The following is a 17,222-nucleotide window of genomic DNA, read 5'->3' as shown; positions in this document are numbered from 1 at the left end:
GGGCAGTGCCTGTTTCGGGGGAAGGGCGTTGCCGGCATTTCATGCCGCTCGACCAATTTCATGCCGCCCGCACGTGGCGCGGCCCGACCCGACGGAGTTGACTGATGCGTAACGCTTTGCCTGCCTGCGCCCTTGCGCTGGCACTAGCCCCCCTCGCCCAAGCCCAGACCAGCGCCGCCTATCAGGAGCGAATCCGCTTCGACACCTGCCTGGGCCAAATCCAGCTCGACGCTTCGGAAGCGCTCGAGCGGGCGCAGACCTGGCGCCTTGAAGGCGGTGGCTGGCCGGCCGAAGTCTGCGAAGCCCGGGCGCTGATCGAACTGGGCGAACCCGAAGTCGGGGCAGACATTCTGGTCAGCCTGGCCGAACGGCAACCGGTCGGCATGATTGATGAGGAACAGTCCGAGCTTTTTATCCTGGCCGGGGATACCCGTTTCGCACTGGGCCTGGTCGACGAGGCCGCAGCGGCCTACGACTCCGCCCTGGCCCTGATGCCGGACTCGATCCCGGCGCGCCTCGCCCGCGCCCGCCTGCTTGCCGATGCCGGTCAGTGGGAGACCCTGGAAGCCGATGCCGAGGCCCTGATCACCCACGCACCTTACCTGGCCGCCGGTTGGCGCTATCGCGGACAATCCCGTCTGGGTCGGGGTGAGCTCGATCTGGCCTGGCAGGACATGGAGCGTGCCCGCCAACAGGAGCCTGATGACATTCCGTCACTCTTGCTGCGCGGTGCCATTCTGGAAGCGCGACGCCTGACGGCCGATTGATCAGCCTGCCTGGCGCCGGGACGCTTCGTCATCGCGCTCATCGGCGCCATCGAGCCAAACCTTGTTGCGGCCCGTTTCCTTGGCCCGGTAAAGCGCGACATCGGCAGTCTGTAGCAGGGTATCCGGTGCCGAAATGAGGTCGCCATCGGTGAGACTGGCGACACCCAGGCTGGCCGTCACCGGTACCGGGACGCCCTCATCGGTCGAGATCGTCATTGCCTCGACTGCCGCGCGGATGCGCTCACCAGCGATGCCGGCCGAGAACAGTCCGGCTCCCGGCAGGATGACGCAGAATTCCTCGCCGCCGAGGCGACCCAGCATGTCATTGTCCCGCAGGCAAGCCTGGATGGATTTCACCGCCTCGATCAACACGGTGTCCCCGGTCGCGTGACCATGGGTGTCGTTGACCGATTTGAAGTGGTCCAGATCGATCATGACAACAGACAGGGGTATGTCGTCGCGGGTCGCGCGCTGCGACTGAATTTCCAGGTACTGCATGAAAGCGCGCCGATTGGCGGCGCCGGTCAATGCGTCGGTTTCGGCCAGGCGCTTGAACTGTTTCTGCATCCGCACGAGGCGGCTGGCAGCGCGCAGGCGGGCCCGCAATTCCGTCATGTTGACCGGCTTGCGGATGAAATCATCGGCGCCGGCATCGAGGGACTCCTCGAGGCGGCGATCTTCACCGGATGCCGTGATCACGATCGTGTAAACGGACTCGGTCTCGCTATTGGCCTTCAGCGACCAGCAGGCTTCCAGTCCCGATACGGCGCCGACCTCGATCCCGGTCAGGAAAATGTCGACCGTTCCCATCTGCAGCAGTGTCAGGGCATCTTCAGCTTTGTTGGCTGTCTGGACACTGTAGCCGGCCTGACGCACGGCCTCGGACAGGATCCGCAATTGGACCGAACTGCTTTCACAGATCAGCACCGAGATCGCCTCGGACGTCATGTCAGTCTGAAAATCCGCCGAATTCATGGTGCAATGCCCATTGTGATCGATGTCATGACTGATGCTCCCCCCCGAAGCTCTGTCTGGTCAGTTTTCGATCCTCAATGTGCGTCACAAAAAGATAACATCCCCTCAATTTCGAGGCGTGGCGCTACGAAATTTTTTGCGACAGCGCCTGCCATTCAGTCACGACGTCGAGGTCTGGCTCGGCGGCGACTTTCATTTCGTGCATTTCCGAAACGCGCAGTGGTGACAACTGCCCCAGTGCCCAGACCGCCATGCCGCGCACCAGCGCAGAGCCATCGTCGAGTGCGGCCTCGACGACTGAAACCAACTCGTGGTCGCCGGAATTGCCAATGGCGATCATCACATTGCGAACAAAGCGGTCGCGCCCGATCCGTTTGACCGGCGAGGCCGTGAAGACCTGGCGGAAGGCCGCATCATCGAGCGCCGCCAGCTCGGCCAGGAGCGGCCCCTTGAGCTCCGGCCTCGGATGGAAGGCCATTTCGGTGCTGGTCTGCGCGAACTTGTTCCAGGGACACACGGCCAGACAATCATCACAGCCATAAATGCGATTGCCCATGGGCTGGCGATACTCGACCGGGATGACGCCCTTGTGCTCGATCGTCAGATAGGAAATGCAGCGCCGTGCATCGAGCCGGTAGGGCTGCGGGAAGGCGTTGGTCGGGCATATATCGAGACAGGCCCGGCAGGAACCGCAGGTATCGCGTTCGGCCTCATCCGGCTCCAGCTCGGCCTCGGTCAGCATCACGCCGAGAAACAGCCAGGAGCCGAATTCCCGTGACACCAGATTGGTGTGCTTTCCCTGCCAGCCGATACCCGCTTTTTCCGCCAGCGGTTTTTCCATCAGCGGCGCCGTATCGACGAAGACCTTGACCTGCTTGCCGGTTTTCCCGGCAAAGGCGCGCGCCAGATGTTTCAGCCGCTTCTTGAGCAGGTCGTGATAATCCCCGTTCTGCGCATAGACGCTGACCACACCCTCCGAGCGCCGTTCCAGCAGCGGCAGCGGATCCTGCTCCGGCCCGTAATTCAGCCCGACCACGACGGCCGATTTCGCCTCCGGCCACATGGCGGTGGGATGCTGGCGCCGTTCCAGCGTCTCTTCCATCCAGGCCATCGAGCCGTGATGCCCGTCGGCGACATATTCGGCGAGACGGTCGCCGGCCGCCCAAGCCTCGTCGGCGCGGCAGATGCGGGCGGTTGAGAAGCCGAGTTCAAGGGCCAGGGACAGGGTGGCGTCTGCATCCATGCCGACAACCCCTAAAAATCCAGATCCGCATAATGCGCCGCAGCCGGCACACCAGGCAGCTTGTCGGCCAGCAGACCGCGAAAGGCCGGGCGGCATTTGACGCGGGAATACCATTGCTTGACGGGCTCGAACTCGTCCCAGGGAACGTCGCCGAGATAGTCAGCGCAGGACAGGTGCGCGGCGGCGGCGATATCGGCGAGGGTGTATCTCGGACCGGCGAGGCCGTCGCGGGCTTCCAGGAGCCAGGCCATGTGATCGAGATGCCAGCGCAAATGCTCGCGGCCCGCGCGCAAGGCCGCCGGATCCGGTGCGCCCAGGCCCTGGGCCCGCTTCTCCAGCTTTTCATGCAGGAGGTAGGCATTGACCTCGCCATCATATTTGCGATCGAACCAGTCCATCAGGCGGCGCGCCTCGGCGCGCTCGGCGGGACCGCCGGGCAGAAGGCAGGGGCTGGGCGTGGTCTCTTCGAGATATTCCAGGATGGCCCGGCTCTCGACGATGACCCGCCGACCGCCCCCGCTTTCATCGATCAGGACCGGGGTCGTGCCGGCCGGATTGAGCGAGAGGAGATCGTCCGGCCGCTCCCACGGCACTTCCAGCTGCAGCTCGTGGCGCAGGGATTTCTCCTCGAGCACGAGGCGAACCTGTCGGGAGAAGGGATCGAGGGGCCAGAAGTGGAGCGTTCGCATGGTGTCAGGCTAACCCGGTTCAACCGGAAGTCTAAGCATCCTTGGTCGTGCTTTCTGCATTGAAAAATTCACCGCCATGCGGTTCCGCCACCCCGTGCGGATCGGCATGGATGAGGATGTCGGCAGCCGGGAAGGTGTCGTGCAGGCGGCGTTCGCAATCCACCAGGATGGTGTGGGCCTGCCGCAGGGTCAGATTCGGCTCCAGAGAGACATGAAACTGGATATGGACCAGCGGACCGGCGGCTCGGGTGCGCAATTCATGGACATTGATGATGCGCGGATCATCGCTGGCGAGGGCACAGATCAGGTCGCGGGCCTCATCAGGCAGTTCGCGGTCCATCAATTGGTCACCGGCCGAGCGGGCCACGGTCCAGGCGGTCCAGAACAGCCAGAGCGAGACGGCAAGCGCGGCCGCCGCATCAAGCCATAACAGGCCGAGCAGGGTCGAGCCGGCGATGCCGACAATAACCACCACATTGGCACCGAGATCGGAGAAGTAATGAGCGCGATCGCCCTCGACGGCGATCGAGCCGGTCGCGGACACGGCCCGGGTCTGGATGATGACGAGGCCGATCGTCATCACGATCGAGAGCAGCATGACCGCGATGGCCCAACCGCCGGCGCGCACCTCGACCGGATTGATCAGATGCTCGACCCCCTCGCGCATCAACAGGGCTGCCGAGACAGCAACAAAGATCGCCTGCAAAATGCCGGCAAAGGCTTCCGCCTTGCCATGCCCGAAACGGTGTTCGGCGTCGGCCGGCTCGGCGGCGTAGCGCACCGACAGATAGACGGCGAGCGAGGCGGTCAGGTCGAGCAGGCTGTCGGCCATCGAGGCGAGCAGGGCCACCGATCCCGACATCCACCACACACCGGCCTTGGTCAGCGTCAGGATCAGCGCCACCACAACAGAGGCCGCCGTCGCCTGGCCGGTATGGCTCAGCGCGTCTTTCGGGCTCAAGCGGCCGGGGCCACCCGGTCCTGCGGCAAAATCATGGGGCATGACGTGATCCTTCGATGTCGGTTTTGCTGTGCTGCAGCCCGGTCGTCAATCGAACCGGTGCGGATGCCTCTGCACAAGGGCAGGTGCGCGTCTGGCCATTCCGGCCGGATTGTTCAAATATTGCCCCACCCGTCCCGGCAGGAAATCCCATGAGCCTGATCTATCTTGTTGTTCTCGCGCTGGTGCAGGGCATCACCGAATTCCTGCCGATCTCGTCCTCGGCCCATCTCATACTCGCGCCACAAGTACTCGGTCAGGCCGACCAGGGACCGCTGATCGACGTAATGGCCCATGCCGGCTCGCTCCTGGCAGTGCTGGTCTATTTCCGCAGCGACATTGTCTCCGTGGCCATGGGCAAGCTGGCCCTTTTGCAGGGCCGGGTTACGCCGGGCGGACGCCTCGCGCTGCTGGTCGCCGCCTCGATGCCGCCGATCATCATTGTCGCCGGGGCCCTCGTCGCCTTCGACCTCGTCGACGCCCTGCGCTCGCCACGCGTCATCGCCATCGCCACGTTGGCCTTCGCCCTGCCGCTATGGCTGGCCGACCGATATGGCCGCCAGACCATCACCATCGAAACAATGAGCTTCAAACACGCCGCCCTGATCGGGATCGCCCAGCTGTTCGCCCTGATCCCCGGCGCGTCGCGTTCCGGCGTGACCATGACCGCCGCCCGCGGTCTGGGGCTGACGCGTACCGACAGCGCCCGCTTCTCCATGCTGATGGCGATCCCGGTGATCGCGGCCTTCGGTCTGGTGTCCTTGATCGAGCTGGTCCGCGCCGACGGCATGGCAGCCGGCGCCAGCCTGTCCGACGGCCTGATCGTGGCCGGCCTGTCCTTTGTCACAGCCTGGGCCGCCATCGCCGTGCTGATGCGACTGGTCGAGCGGATCGGCTTCCTGCCCTTCGCGCTCTATCGCGTTGGACTGGGGCTCGCCCTGCTGGTTTTCTTTGTTTAGGTAAAATCCGAAACAGCTTGCCCGACGCGCGCACCCATGCTTGATTAGGCTACATCCTAATTAAGGGGACTTCCATGCGTGTCATTCCGGTTTTCCTGCTGATCGCCTTCGGCTTCAGCTGGCTGGTCGCCTGGCAGATCCAGGCCAGCGGCGGGCTGGGTGCGCAAGGACCCCTCGCCAGCGTCGGCCTGTTGTCATTGATGATGATGGGCCCCGCCCTTGGCGCGATTGTCTGCGCCTTGCTGTTTGACCGGGGCCGACGGCTTGCGGCACTCGGCCTGCAAGGTTTCAGCCTCGGAACGATTGCCAAATGGACCGGCCTCGCCTGGCTGGTTGCCATCCTCGCCTGCGGTCTTGCTGTCCCGGTGACCCTGTTGCTGTCAGGCCAGGCGATGGGTGATCCCGTCGCCATGATCACCGCGCAACTCGCCGCCGCCGATCAGGACGTCCCGATGGACCCCGCGACATTGCTTGTCATCCAGCTGGCGATCGGCCTGCCGGTGGGGATCCTCTTCAATACGGCTTTCCTGACAATCAGCGAGGAGCTGGGTTGGCGCGGCTGGCTTCAACCGCGCCTGGAAGGCCTCGGCTTCTGGCCGATGTGTCTGGCCATCGGCGTACTCTGGGGCCTGTGGCACGCGCCCATCGTCCTGATGGGCTTCAATTATCCCGGCCTGGGCTGGACCGGAGTCGCCGTCATGACCCTCTTCACCACCTTGTGGACCCCTTATCACGCCCTTGCCCGCGAGCGCGGCGGCGTGATCGCCGCAGCCGGGATGCACGGTACGCTGAACGCCGTCGCCGGGGTGTCGCTGCTCTTCCTGTCCGAGCCGGACTGGCCCTGGAATGGGCCGCTGGGCGTGGGAGGTTTTGTGGTGCTGGCGGCCGGACTGCCGCTCATTGCCTGGGCGCGGGCGGGCAAGAAAAAACGGGCCGCGTAAGGCGCGACCCGTCTTTCAATCCGTCAGCCAGGGCTCAAGGCCCCGGATCAGGCCTGACGCTCGTGGAATTGGCCATAGCGGCGATAGCGTTCCAGATAGCCCGGCACGATGGCCTCGACCGTCTCACCGGCAATACCCAGATCCGCCAGTCCCTTGGCATCATCAGCGACGACATTGTCGGACTGCAGCTGGACCAGCTGGTCGCGAGTGATCAGGACCGGCATCAGCGGCAGGGCACCGACCAGCTCGGACACGGTCGCGATCACCTTGCCGATCGCCCAGGGCAGGGGAAGCAAGAAGCGCGGCCGGTCGATCTCGTCGAGGATGAAGCGCATCAGCTCTTCGAATGTATAGACGCCCGGCCCGCCCAGCTCATAGGTCTGGCCGCGCGTGTCAGAGCGCTCGAAGGCGGCCAGGACCGCCTTGCCGACATCGCCTGCGAAAACAGGCTGGAAACGGGTCTTGCCGCCGCCAAAGAGCGGCAGGGCCGGCACAAAGCGCGCCATCGCCGCGAAGCGGTTGAAGAAGCTGTCCTCGGTGCCGAACACGATGGACGGGCGCAGGATGGTCGCATCGGGCATGGCAGCCAGCACGGCGGCTTCGCCCTCGGCCTTGGTCCGGGCATAGCGCGAGGCGCTGTCTGCCGAGGCGCCAATGGCGGAAATCTGGACCATGCGCTCAATGCCCATGCCTGCGGCAGCCTGGGCAATGGTCGCTGTTCCGACGGCATGCAGGCGCGAAAAGGTCTGGCGGCCACTCTCGTTGAGGACACCGACCAGATTGACCACGCCGCTGGCCCCATCAAGGGCCCGCTCGACCGAAGCCGCAACGCGCAGATTGGCCTGAACCAGTTGAACCTGCCCGACCACGCCCATGACCCGCAGGTCCTGGGCCAGGTGCGGGCGACGCGTGGCGACGCGGACGCGATAACCCGCTTTTGCCAGCGCCCGGACAACATGACGTCCGACAAATCCGGACCCGCCAAACACGGTGATGATCTCGTCTCGCAGCATGGTTTGCCCTCACACAGATGGGATTTGATCCGGATAGACCAAAAAACCGCGGCGCTGTCCATGCGGCAATGCGCTTGCGGTCCGACTGCAGAACACAGCGATGCGTGCATTGAGCCCGTTGACAGCGCCCCGCCCCGGCTTTAGTTACCGCGCCTCGCACACCTGCCCAGGTGGCGGAATTGGTAGACGCGCTGGCTTCAGGTGCCAGTTCCCGCAAGGGAGTGGAAGTTCGAGTCTTCTCCTGGGCACCATTGCTTCAAGATTGTTGCGACGATTGAACGGTCCGCCTGGCGGGCCGTTTTCGTTTTTGGGTGCTGCACGCACGAAAACGCCCGACTGCGGGGGACACAGCCGGGCGTCTTTCAACCTGAATGCTTCGTACAGGTTATCTCTTCAGTTGCTTACGAGCCGGTCGAGACCGGGGTCGTGCGGCGCTGGATGTTGAAGCTGCCGCTGTCACCGGGCTGGATATAGGCGCGACAGAAGCCGGCTTCGGTGACCGTGAACGGGCATTCCAGCTGGGTATGCTCAACATTGAGCGTGAGGCGAAGCTCGCCGCGGTCCGGCACCGAATAGGTGCACAGGCCGCTGACCACATCACCGACCGAGAAACGGCCATTGTCGAGCAGGCCACGGCCACGCTCACGGGTGGCGACGCTGTCGCCATCACCCTGGGTAAGCTGGCAGGAGACCTCCCAGGCGCGCTCGCCCATCATCTCCAGATAAAAGGCTTCCCCACTGTCGGGGGCTTGAGCCGATGCCGGTGCCATGAAGGCAAAGGACGCGGCGAGGGAAGCAGTGATCATTTTGCTTTGGTTTTTCATGTGTTCTCCCTCCTGCGAGAAACGTGTCAGGACTTTGTATGACACTAATGTTACAGATTAGCCAATGATTGTAAAGTCCGTATACGGACGTTTCGGTTGTTTTCGCAATACCCTGCTTGCACTGCAATTATGGATAGTTCCACGCCAATCTTGATGCGCTCGCCTGTCATTTTTATTCCTTAACGACCCGTTAAAGCGGCGAATTGCGACACCCGGCCCGGCGCCCTGTGGAAAACTTTCTGGCGTGCGGGCCTGCCTTGCCGGTCGGGCAGCGGGCAGCTAGCGTCCCTGCCACCTCCGGCGCGGCGCGGTCATGATCTTCAATTCCTTCGAATTCCTGTTCCTTTTCCTGCCCGGCGTGCTGCTCACCTATTATCTGGCGCGTCGTTATATCTCGCACTGGACGGCGCTGAGCCTGCTCGCGGCGGCGAGCTTCTTTTTCTATGCCTGGTGGGACGTATCGCGGGCGCCCTGGCACGAGCTGGACGGCTGGACCTTCGAGAGCCTGATCCGCTCGCTCTGGTTCATCCGGCATGTCCTGCTTCTGCTCGGCTCGGTGATCATCAACCACATCGTGGCCCGCTTGATGCGACGCTGGGGCAACCAGCCACTCCTGGCCGTCGGCATCATCTTCAACCTGTCACTGCTCGGCTTCTTCAAATATGCCGACTTCCTGGCCGGCAATATCAATGCGCTGACCGGGCTCGACCTGCCCGAGCTGGGGCTGGGCCTGCCGCTGGCCATCTCTTTCTTCTCTTTCCAGCAGATCTCCTACCTGGTCGATGTGGCGCGCCGGAAGACCGAGCCGGGCCGCTTCTTCGCGCACGCGCTCTTTGTGTCCTTCTTCCCGCACATCGTCGCCGGACCGCTGATCCAACACCACCAGATCGCCTCACAATTCAACGACACCACGCGCAAGGACGATATCTGGGACAATCTGGGTGTCGGCCTGTCATTGTTCGCCATCGGCCTGGCCAAGAAGGTGCTGATCGCCGAGAGCATCGAGCCCTATGCCTCCTCCCTGTTCGCCATGGCCGAACGCGGCGACACTCCGGGCCTTGTGGCCGCCTGGCTGGGCGCGACGGCCTATGCGCTGCAGATCTTTTTCGACTTCTCGGGCTATTCCGACATGGCGCTGGGCCTGGCCCGCTGTCTGGGTTTCCGCCTGCCGGTCAATTTCAACGGACCTTACAAGTCAGCCTCGGTGGTCGAGTTCTGGCGTCGCTGGCACATCACGCTGAGCCATTTCCTGCGCGACCACCTCTACATCCCGCTGGGTGGCAACCGGCATGGCGAGACGCGGCGTTCGATCAATCTGATGGCGACCATGCTGCTGGGCGGGCTGTGGCATGGTGCGGCCTGGACCTTCGTGATCTGGGGCGGGCTGCACGGGCTGGGTCTGACGGTGAACCATTACTGGGCCAAATGGGGTCCCAAGGGTTGGTTTGACGGCCATCGCCGTATCATTGCCATCGGCCTGACCTTTGCCTTTACCACCATCGCCTGGGTCTTCTTCCGGGCTGAAAGCTGGACCGGCGCCGGCCGCATCCTGGCCGGCATGTTCGGCATGTCCGGACTGGGGCTGGAGGGGGTTTCGGGCGAGCTGGTGATCTGGGTCGCCTTCGGTCTCGGCCTGGTCTGGTCGCTGCCGGACACGCCGGAACTGTTCGCCGACGTGCTGGACGAGCAGACACTGAAAGACGCCCAGATCAAGCCGAAGCCGGGGCCGCGCTGGCGCTTTACCCACTGGGCCGCCATCGGCGCCGCCGTGCTGCTCTTCCTGTCGGTGCTGAACGCCTGGAAGACGTCCGAATTCATCTATTACACCTTCTAGGACCCGCCCCCGATGCAACGCTATGCCGCGACATTGCTGATTGCCCTCTTCGCCGCCCTGGCGGGGTTTGCCGGTTTCAACGCGCTGGTCGATCCGTTCGGCATCATGGGAACACCGGACATTCCCGGACTGACCTCCCGCGACACGCGCCTGTATGAAGACGGTGGGCGCGTCCATGTGGCCGACCGGCTGGCCCGGGGCGGCGACGCGGCCATCATCCTGGGCTCCTCGCGCACGGTCGATGGCTTTCCGCGCGATGCGGCCGACCTGCCCGCTGGCTTCATCAATGCCGGCATGCGCGGCACCAATATCTTCGAACTGTCGCAGGCCGCCGCGCTGGCCGCCGGAGACGCCCGGCTGCGCTGCGTGGTGATCGGCCTGGATCTCGATGAATTCGGCACCCATTCCAAGGCCAAGTCGACCTATTGGTTGTCTGCCCTGCGTGACGGCAATGCCGATTTTGCCCGCGCCCGCGTCGCCCTGTCCCCCAGCACATTCGGCGCCTCGGTACAGGTGCTGGCCGACAATCTGACCGGCTCGTCGCCGCGCGTGCCCTGGGCCGACACCTATCCGGCCGGTGCCCAGCGGGCACGCTATGAGAATGGCGCGCGCGGCATTTACCGCTTCTATCTGGGCTATCGATTCGACCCGGAACGCCTGGCCCTGTTCGAGACTGTGCTGGATGAGCTGACGGCGCAGGGCGTGCAGGTAACCGGCTTCATCCACCCGCTTCATGTCTGGCGGGAAGAGGCCCTGTTCAGGGCCGGTCGAGGCGAGGACTTCCTGGCCTTCCGCGCCGCGCTCACCGAGACCTTCGCCCGTCATGCCGAGCACGAACCGGTCGGGGCCTGCCTGCCGGGTCCGGCCCGTCAGCTCTACGATTTTTCCGGCTTTCGACCCTTCGCCGCACTGCCGGCACCGGCGGAGGACGCAACCGCTGCCCATCCGACCTTTTACGAGCCTTCCCATTATCTGCCGCATGTCGGCGCAGACATGCTGGCCATCATGGCAGGAGAGACACCCGGGGACGCCCGTGTCACCGGCGAGCGCCTGACGCCACAGACGCTGGCGCGGTCGGACGCGGCGCTGGCCGGACGCCGGGCCGACTGGCTGGCGACGGCCGACGGCGAGACGGTCACGGCGCTGCTCGACGCGGTCATCGCCGGCAATCCGTCAGCCGAGCTGGAAACACCGCAATTTCTCAATCGTGACGATGAAACCAGCGTCACCGACAAGCTGGCGCGCATTGCACCGCGCGCCGCGCGGCGCTAGACGCTGGGACAAACAAGGATGACGCCATGACCGTGCACTATCACAAGGGCGACCTGCCCGCAGACATCGACCTCGGCCCTATTGTCGCGGTCGATACGGAAACTCTCGGCCTGTCCCTCACGCGCGACATGCTGTGCGTGGTCCAGCTTTCGGCCGGTGATGGCGATGCCCATGTCGTACAGATGAACCGGGCCGATTATGACTGCCCCAATCTCAAGCGGGTCCTGGCGGACCCGGCGGTCGAGAAAATCCTGCATTTTGCCCGCTTCGACGTGGCCATGGTCGATAAATATCTCGGCGTGACCATGGCGCCGGTCTTCTGCACCAAGATCGCCTCCAAACTGGTACGCACCTATACCGACCGGCACGGCCTCAAGGATGTGACCCGCGAACTGGTCGGGGCCGAAATGAACAAGCAGCAGCAATCCTCCGACTGGGGCGCCGACGAATTGTCGCCGGCGCAGCTGGATTATGCCGCGTCGGACGTCCTGCACCTGCACAAATTGCGCGAAAAGCTGGGCATGATGCTCGAACGCGAGGGGCGCACGGATCTCGCCAAGGCCTGTTTCGACTTCCTGCCAACCCGCGCGAAGCTGGACCTCGCCGGCTGGCCGGAAATCGACATTTTTGCCCATTCCTGACCTTGGCCGCCTTGAAAAGGCCAGCAAAGGCTGGTCTTTCTGACATGCGGGACTGATGAGAGTGCCCGATCGGATGTGTGTGACCCGGTGACCAGCCTGACCGCTTCTTCTGGCCTTGATGCCTTGCAGTCTCCCGCACCTGTGCGGTGGGAACCCAGGCGCGCGCTTGCTCTCAGCGTTGCGCGCAAACGCACGGCCTTCGTGCGCGGGATGCGGCTCTTCTTTACCGCTGCGGCACTGGCCATCACCGGCCTGCTCGTGGCCCAGCTTGTCCTTGGATCCGGCGGGCCGACGACAGGCGAGACCGAGGCGGTGAGCGAGGATGTCCGTATGACCAACCCGCGCTTTACCGGTCGGGACGAAAACTTGACGCCCTATGTCGTGACCGCCGACACGGCGATCCGCCGGCGTGATGCCGCGGACGGGGTGACCGAGCTGGAACACCCACGCCTCGACTATAACTTTCTCGAGACCGGCACCGACGTGTCCCGGGTGCTTGCGGAATCGGGCCGGTATGACCTGCCGAACCGCATTCTCGACCTCCATTCCGATGTCAACTTCCGGACCCGGGCGGGCTATACCTTCCAGTCCAACCACGCCCGTATCTTCCTGCGCGAGGAGCGCGTGACCGGCGAGGAATCCGTGGAAGGGACAGGCCCGATGGGTACAATCCGGGCCGATAGCTATGAAATCACCGACGGTGGCAATCGGATCGTCTTTTCCGGAAATGTCCGGGCCCGACTGACACAAGACCGCACCGCGCCCACACCGGATGCGACGCCCGAAGAAGGAAATGACTGATGCGCCTGCTAGCAATCTCCCTGTTCGGAATGGCCGCGGCAGCATTGCCGACCACCGCCGCGTCGGCGCAAATCGGGAACTCGTCGCTGCCGTTGGACATCGAAGCCGAAACCTTTGAGGTGCTCGATGCCGAGCGACACATTGTCTGGCTGGGCAATGTCCATGTCGTCCAGGGCGATTCGAGCCTGCAGGCCGATCGGATGGACGTTTACTACACCGGCGAGGGGCCCGGCGGCGGCTGGGGTGATATCGACCGCATCGTCGCCACCGACAATGTCTTCTATATAACACCGGCCCAGCGGGCGCGCGGCGATCGCGGCGTCTATGAGCTGGCCGAGGAAGTGATCACCCTGACCGGCGATGTCGTCATCACACAGGGCGACAATGTCATTACCACCACCCGTTTCGTGAATAATCTGACCACCGGAAACTCCAATTTCGGAGAGGCGGGTACCGGCGAACGCGTGCGCATGGTGCTTCAACCGGCCCGCTCGACCGACACCACGGAATCCTCCGAAGCGGCCGAAACCCCCGAAGGCTGACAGCGCGCCTGCTCACAGGCCTGCGGAACAAGGATACACCGCTTCATGGCGATCACTGAACCCACGCCCCGGACCGAAACCGCATCGGCGGGCGGTCTTGTCGTCGAACAGATCGGCAAGGCCTATCGCAAGCGTCCGGTTGTGAAAGGGGTCTCGGTCTCGCTCCAGCGCGGCGAGGTCGCCGGACTGCTGGGTCCCAATGGCGCCGGCAAAACGACCTGTTTCTACATGATTACCGGGCTGGTCGAAGCCGATTATGGCCGCATCCTGCTGGATGGCGAAGATATCACGCGCCTGCCCATGTATCAGCGCGCCCGGCTGGGTATCGGCTATCTGCCGCAGGAAAAATCGATCTTCCATGGCATGACCGTGGAGCAGAATGTGCTCGCTGTCGCCGAAGTGGTCGAGAAGGACCGCGACGCGCGCCATGCCCTGGTCGACCAGTTGCTGGAAGACCTGCGCATCTCGCACCTGCGCGAAGCTCCGGCACCCTCACTGTCAGGCGGTGAGCGCAGACGCATGGAAATCGCCCGTGCGCTCGCGACCCGCCCCTCCTTCATGCTGCTGGACGAGCCCTTCGCCGGGATCGACCCGCTGGCGATCACCGATATCCGCGACCTGATCCGCTTTTTGAAAGAGCGCGGGATCGGCATCCTGATCACCGACCATAACGTCCGCGAAACTCTTGAAATCACTGACAGAGCCACGATCATTCATGAGGGTGAAGTTCTGTTTGAGGGCTCGCCGGCGGAGATCCGGGCCGACCCCGATGTGCGGCGCGTTTATCTCGGAGAAAGCTTTGGCTGATTAACCTCTGCATGAAACGTACCAAACAGAGGTTCACATGGCCGGATTGATGCAGAAGCTGGATATGCGCCAGGGACAATCCCTGGTGATGACGCCCCAGCTCCAACAAGCCATCAAGCTGTTGCAGCTCTCGAATATCGAGCTTGCCGAGTTCGTCGAAGGCGAGCTGGAACGCAATCCCCTGCTCGAACGCGATGACAGTGGCGAATCGGCCGAATCGCAGCGCGAAGAGGGCCAGGGCGAGCCGCGCGAACTGGAATTGGCGGCACCCTCGGCCGACGCCAATGATTCCATCGATGCCGATGTCGACATGATGCATGGCGATGATTCGAAGTCGGACCTGTCCGGCGTTGACGGGGTCGAGAGCGGCGCCGCCATGGGCGCCGGGTCGGTCTCTGGTCACACATCCGGCGGCAGTCGTGGCCCGGCGAGCGAAGACTATGACGCCATCGCCAACTCCTCGCGCGACATTTCACTGGCCGATCACCTGCATGAGCAATTATCGATGGCGACCGGTGATCCGGTCGACCGCCTGATCGGCGCCCATCTGATCGACCTGGCCGATGATGACGGCTATATGCGTTCGGACCTCGACGAGATCTCGGCCCAGCTGGGTGTCGAACGGGCCCGCGTCGAAGCCGTGCTCGACCTGACCCAGACCTTCGACCCGGCCGGCGTGATGGCCCGTGACCTGCCCGAATGCCTGGCCCTGCAGCTCAAGGACAAGGACCGGCTCGACCCGGCCATGGCGACCCTGCTGGACAATCTCGAGCGCCTCGCCAAGCATGACTATGTCGCCCTGAAATCCCTGTGCGGCGTCGACAGTGAAGATCTCGACGAGATGATCTCCGAGATTCGCGCCCTGACGCCCAAGCCGGGGCATGCCTTCGGCAGCGATTCGACCCGCGCGGTGGAACCCGATGTCTTCATCCGTCAGTCGCCGGACGGCAGCTGGCAGGTCGAGCTGAATTCAGAGACCCTGCCGCGCGTCCTGGTCAATAACAGCTATTTCAATGAAATCTCGGCGGTTGCCAAATCCGAGACCGACAAGACCTTCATCACCGAGTGCTCACAAAATGCCTCCTGGCTGGTCAAGAGCCTCGACCAGCGCGCCCGGACGATTCTCAAGGTGGCGAGTGAAATCGTGCGCCAACAAGACATGTTCCTGGCTCATGGCGTCGCCTATCTGCGCCCGCTCAATCTGAAAACCGTCGCGGATGCCATCGGCATGCACGAATCGACCGTCAGTCGCGTCACCTCGAACAAATACGTCGCCACTGCGCGTGGCATGTTCGAGCTGAAATATTTCTTCACCTCCGCGATTCCGTCCGCCGGTGGCGGGGAGGCCCACTCTGCCGAGGCTGTCCGCCATCGCATCAAGCTGATGATCGGCCAGGAATCGGCCGACGGGGTGCTGTCCGATGACAGTCTGGTCGAACAATTACGGGATGAAGGGATTGAAATCGCCCGCCGGACTGTGGCCAAATACCGGGAGGCGCTCAACATCCCGTCCTCGGTCCAGCGTCGTCGCATGCTAAAACGCGCTGGCTAGGGATCGCTTGAACGAGCGCCCCGGTGGTAAACTTCCACCGAGATCGCGGCCTGCTGGCATCCGGAGAACAGTCATTGACTCCCCCTGCGGCCCGCGACTAGGTTCCGCCCGCTTTCCGAGGAGAGGCGGAACTACACGTCAACGCCTCACGTGCCGGTGAATGGCCGGCGGGAAGGAGCGCATGCATATACAGGTGGTCAGCAAGGGCATCGACGTCAGCGGCGCGCTGCGAGAACAGATTCTCGGGCGCGTGGAAGACGGGGTTGCCAAATACTTCAACCGTCCCGGTGAAGCTTATGTATCGATCTCGCGCGAAGGCACAGGCTTTCGCGTGGAGTGTTCGGTGCATCTGCCATCGGGCGTCATGCTGCAGGCTCACGGCGAAGCCGACGACGCCTACAAGGCAGCGGAAAATACCATGGAGCGCCTGGAGAAGCGCCTCCGCCGCTACAAGCGGAAATTGAAGAACCACCACAATGACAACAAGGCCGAACTTCCGGCCGAAAGTCTTCCGATCGTCGTCCTCAAGGGCATGCGCGACACGCATGTCGATGACGAGGATTTCGACGATGAAGACACGAGTGGTGCACCGCTCAATGGTGCCCCTGAGCCGATCGTCATCGCGGAACAGGTCGGAGAAGTCCGGACCCTGACCGTGGGCATGGCATCGCTGGAACTGGATGCGGCGGATTCGCCCTTCCTGATGTTCCGCAACGCCGCCAATGGCGGTCTCAATATCGTCTACCGGCGTCCGGACGGCCATATCGGTTGGCTGAACCCGGCGCGGGAAGACCGCTCAGAGCCAGCCTAGGAGCGCGTGGTCGTACAATGGCGTTAGCTGATTTGATCCCCAATGCGGGAATAAGCATTGATTTGGGTGCGTCCAGCCGGAAACAGGCCCTTCAGGCCATGTCCGAACTGGCCGCCACGGTTACGGGACAGGCGTCCCGAACCGTTTTCGATGCCGTGCTTCAGCGCGAACGCCTCGGCTCCACCGGAGTCGGACAGGGTGTTGCCATTCCCCATGCCCGCCTGAGCGGGATGGATGAGGTGGTCGGCATTTTTGCCCGGCTCCGGACGCCGGTCGACTTCGAGTCGATCGACGGTCGGCCCGCCGATCTGATCTTCATGCTGCTGGCACCTGAAAACGCCGGCGCCGAACACCTCAAGGCGCTGGCCCGGGTGTCACGCCTTCTGCGCCGGGAAGATGTCCGGCAGCGCCTGCGTGCGGCTCCCAACGCCGATGCCGTACACGCGGTCCTGGCCGGCGAACCGGCCTCGGACGCCGCCTGAAGCTGGCCCGCCTGAACAGGGCGCTCATCACAGGTTCAGCCAGACCCTGCTTTCCTGCACCTCCCATTG

The 17,222-nt window shown here is 63.6% G+C and carries 18 protein-coding genes and 1 tRNA gene; 13 read left to right on the top strand and 6 right to left on the bottom strand.

Features of this window, described 5'->3' with window-relative positions:
* The first annotated feature begins 104 nt into the window (after positions 1-104).
* Positions 105-767 (top strand): hypothetical protein, encoded by a 663-nt coding sequence (locus MMAR10_RS00640; RefSeq protein WP_011642063.1) that lies wholly within the window; start codon positions 105-107, stop codon positions 765-767.
* Here the strand turns inward: MMAR10_RS00640 and MMAR10_RS00635 are convergent, their stop codons facing one another.
* The 4 genes from MMAR10_RS00635 to MMAR10_RS00620 form a co-directional block, all read right to left on the bottom strand.
* Positions 768-1,742: a diguanylate cyclase gene (locus MMAR10_RS00635; RefSeq protein WP_011642062.1), complete on the bottom strand. Its 975-nt coding sequence runs from the start codon at positions 1,740-1,742 to the stop codon at positions 768-770.
* 124 nt (positions 1,743-1,866) lie between these two features.
* Positions 1,867-2,985 carry a tRNA epoxyqueuosine(34) reductase QueG gene (gene queG / locus MMAR10_RS00630; RefSeq protein ID WP_011642061.1) on the bottom strand — a complete coding sequence of 373 codons (1,119 nt, stop codon included), beginning with the start codon at positions 2,983-2,985 and terminating at the stop codon, positions 1,867-1,869.
* Between the two features lie 11 nt (positions 2,986-2,996).
* On the bottom strand, positions 2,997-3,674 hold the full coding sequence (locus tag MMAR10_RS00625) for a glutathione S-transferase family protein (RefSeq protein WP_011642060.1): 678 nt from the start codon (positions 3,672-3,674) through the stop codon (positions 2,997-2,999).
* A 31-nt stretch (positions 3,675-3,705) separates the two neighbouring features.
* Positions 3,706-4,677: a cation diffusion facilitator family transporter gene (locus tag MMAR10_RS00620; RefSeq protein ID WP_011642059.1), complete on the bottom strand. Its 972-nt coding sequence runs from the start codon at positions 4,675-4,677 to the stop codon at positions 3,706-3,708.
* 149 nt (positions 4,678-4,826) lie between these two features.
* Here MMAR10_RS00620 and MMAR10_RS00615 point away from each other — a divergent pair, with 149 nt between their 5' ends.
* Positions 4,827-5,633, top strand: a complete 807-nt coding sequence (locus tag MMAR10_RS00615) for an undecaprenyl-diphosphate phosphatase (RefSeq protein WP_011642058.1) — start codon at positions 4,827-4,829, stop codon at positions 5,631-5,633.
* A gap of 74 nt (positions 5,634-5,707) precedes the next feature.
* Positions 5,708-6,574: a CPBP family intramembrane glutamic endopeptidase gene (locus MMAR10_RS00610; RefSeq protein WP_011642057.1), complete on the top strand. Its 867-nt coding sequence runs from the start codon at positions 5,708-5,710 to the stop codon at positions 6,572-6,574.
* A gap of 47 nt (positions 6,575-6,621) precedes the next feature.
* Here MMAR10_RS00610 and MMAR10_RS00605 read toward each other — a convergent pair whose 3' ends face one another.
* Complete coding sequence (locus tag MMAR10_RS00605) at positions 6,622-7,587, bottom strand: complex I NDUFA9 subunit family protein (protein WP_011642056.1); 966 nt, start codon at positions 7,585-7,587, stop codon at positions 6,622-6,624.
* Positions 7,588-7,751: 164 nt separating this feature from the next.
* On the opposite strand from MMAR10_RS00605, the gene MMAR10_RS00600 reads away from it, so the two are divergent.
* A tRNA-Leu gene (locus MMAR10_RS00600) sits at positions 7,752-7,838 on the top strand.
* 150 nt (positions 7,839-7,988) lie between these two features.
* On the opposite strand, the gene MMAR10_RS00595 is transcribed toward MMAR10_RS00600, so the two are convergent.
* The gene (locus MMAR10_RS00595) at positions 7,989-8,411 is read right to left on the bottom strand and encodes a hypothetical protein (protein ID WP_011642055.1); all 423 of its coding nucleotides are present in this window, start codon (positions 8,409-8,411) and stop codon (positions 7,989-7,991) included.
* Between the two features lie 313 nt (positions 8,412-8,724).
* Between MMAR10_RS00595 and MMAR10_RS00590 the strand changes: the two genes are divergently transcribed.
* The 9 genes from MMAR10_RS00590 to ptsN all read left to right on the top strand — a co-directional run bounded on the left by MMAR10_RS00590 (position 8,725) and on the right by ptsN (position 17,153).
* Positions 8,725-10,245 carry an MBOAT family O-acyltransferase gene (locus MMAR10_RS00590; protein WP_011642054.1) on the top strand — a complete coding sequence of 507 codons (1,521 nt, stop codon included), beginning with the start codon at positions 8,725-8,727 and terminating at the stop codon, positions 10,243-10,245.
* 12 nt (positions 10,246-10,257) lie between these two features.
* On the top strand, positions 10,258-11,517 hold the full coding sequence (locus tag MMAR10_RS00585) for a hypothetical protein (protein WP_011642053.1): 1,260 nt from the start codon (positions 10,258-10,260) through the stop codon (positions 11,515-11,517).
* Between the two features lie 26 nt (positions 11,518-11,543).
* Entirely contained in the window at positions 11,544-12,158 is a 615-nt protein-coding gene (locus MMAR10_RS00580; protein WP_011642052.1) for a ribonuclease D, read from the top strand.
* A gap of 210 nt (positions 12,159-12,368) precedes the next feature.
* A complete protein-coding gene (gene lptC / locus MMAR10_RS00575; RefSeq protein WP_041636658.1) occupies positions 12,369-12,959 on the top strand; it encodes an LPS export ABC transporter periplasmic protein LptC in 591 nt (196 codons plus the stop codon).
* Positions 12,959-13,501: an LptA/OstA family protein gene (locus tag MMAR10_RS00570; protein WP_011642050.1), complete on the top strand. Its 543-nt coding sequence runs from the start codon at positions 12,959-12,961 to the stop codon at positions 13,499-13,501. Before lptC ends, MMAR10_RS00570 begins: the two co-directional genes overlap by 1 nt.
* Before the next feature lie 45 nt (positions 13,502-13,546).
* Positions 13,547-14,308, top strand: coding sequence for an LPS export ABC transporter ATP-binding protein (lptB, locus tag MMAR10_RS00565; RefSeq protein WP_011642049.1), 762 nt, complete (start codon positions 13,547-13,549; stop codon positions 14,306-14,308).
* Between the two features lie 37 nt (positions 14,309-14,345).
* Positions 14,346-15,860, top strand: coding sequence for an RNA polymerase factor sigma-54 (gene rpoN / locus MMAR10_RS00560; RefSeq protein ID WP_011642048.1), 1,515 nt, complete (start codon positions 14,346-14,348; stop codon positions 15,858-15,860).
* Positions 15,861-16,041: 181 nt separating this feature from the next.
* Positions 16,042-16,671 carry a ribosome hibernation-promoting factor, HPF/YfiA family gene (gene hpf, locus MMAR10_RS00555; RefSeq protein WP_011642047.1) on the top strand — a complete coding sequence of 210 codons (630 nt, stop codon included), beginning with the start codon at positions 16,042-16,044 and terminating at the stop codon, positions 16,669-16,671.
* Between the two features lie 17 nt (positions 16,672-16,688).
* Positions 16,689-17,153: a PTS IIA-like nitrogen regulatory protein PtsN gene (ptsN, locus tag MMAR10_RS00550; RefSeq protein WP_011642046.1), complete on the top strand. Its 465-nt coding sequence runs from the start codon at positions 16,689-16,691 to the stop codon at positions 17,151-17,153.
* Positions 17,154-17,222: the final 69 nt, after the last annotated feature.

Origin of the sequence: Maricaulis maris MCS10 (assembly GCF_000014745.1) — a bacterium.
Classification (GTDB): Bacteria; Pseudomonadota; Alphaproteobacteria; order Caulobacterales; family Maricaulaceae; genus Maricaulis; species Maricaulis maris_A.
The sequence above is the reverse complement of the archived record's forward strand: the minus strand, read 5'-3'. Positions and strand labels throughout refer to the sequence as shown.

Excerpts from the sequence above, each read along its gene's own strand:
- MMAR10_RS00615 (WP_011642058.1), top strand. The coding sequence starts at position 4,827 with ATGAGCCTGATCTATCTTGTTGTTCTCGCGCTGGTGCAGGGCATCACC.
- MMAR10_RS00605 (WP_011642056.1), bottom strand. The coding sequence starts at position 7,587 with ATGCTGCGAGACGAGATCATCACCGTGTTTGGCGGGTCCGGATTTGTC.
- rpoN (WP_011642048.1), top strand. The coding sequence starts at position 14,346 with ATGGCCGGATTGATGCAGAAGCTGGATATGCGCCAGGGACAATCCCTG.
- hpf (WP_011642047.1), top strand. The coding sequence starts at position 16,042 with ATGCATATACAGGTGGTCAGCAAGGGCATCGACGTCAGCGGCGCGCTG.
- MMAR10_RS00640 (WP_011642063.1), top strand. The coding sequence starts at position 105 with ATGCGTAACGCTTTGCCTGCCTGCGCCCTTGCGCTGGCACTAGCCCCC.
- MMAR10_RS00570 (WP_011642050.1), top strand. The coding sequence starts at position 12,959 with ATGCGCCTGCTAGCAATCTCCCTGTTCGGAATGGCCGCGGCAGCATTG.
- ptsN (WP_011642046.1), top strand. The coding sequence starts at position 16,689 with ATGGCGTTAGCTGATTTGATCCCCAATGCGGGAATAAGCATTGATTTG.
- lptC (WP_041636658.1), top strand. The coding sequence starts at position 12,369 with ATGCGGCTCTTCTTTACCGCTGCGGCACTGGCCATCACCGGCCTGCTC.
- MMAR10_RS00635 (WP_011642062.1), bottom strand. The coding sequence starts at position 1,742 with ATGAATTCGGCGGATTTTCAGACTGACATGACGTCCGAGGCGATCTCG.
- queG (WP_011642061.1), bottom strand. The coding sequence starts at position 2,985 with ATGGATGCAGACGCCACCCTGTCCCTGGCCCTTGAACTCGGCTTCTCA.
- MMAR10_RS00590 (WP_011642054.1), top strand. The coding sequence starts at position 8,725 with ATGATCTTCAATTCCTTCGAATTCCTGTTCCTTTTCCTGCCCGGCGTG.
- MMAR10_RS00585 (WP_011642053.1), top strand. The coding sequence starts at position 10,258 with ATGCAACGCTATGCCGCGACATTGCTGATTGCCCTCTTCGCCGCCCTG.
- MMAR10_RS00595 (WP_011642055.1), bottom strand. The coding sequence starts at position 8,411 with ATGAAAAACCAAAGCAAAATGATCACTGCTTCCCTCGCCGCGTCCTTT.
- MMAR10_RS00580 (WP_011642052.1), top strand. The coding sequence starts at position 11,544 with ATGACCGTGCACTATCACAAGGGCGACCTGCCCGCAGACATCGACCTC.
- lptB (WP_011642049.1), top strand. The coding sequence starts at position 13,547 with ATGGCGATCACTGAACCCACGCCCCGGACCGAAACCGCATCGGCGGGC.
- MMAR10_RS00620 (WP_011642059.1), bottom strand. The coding sequence starts at position 4,677 with ATGCCCCATGATTTTGCCGCAGGACCGGGTGGCCCCGGCCGCTTGAGC.
- MMAR10_RS00625 (WP_011642060.1), bottom strand. The coding sequence starts at position 3,674 with ATGCGAACGCTCCACTTCTGGCCCCTCGATCCCTTCTCCCGACAGGTT.
- MMAR10_RS00610 (WP_011642057.1), top strand. The coding sequence starts at position 5,708 with ATGCGTGTCATTCCGGTTTTCCTGCTGATCGCCTTCGGCTTCAGCTGG.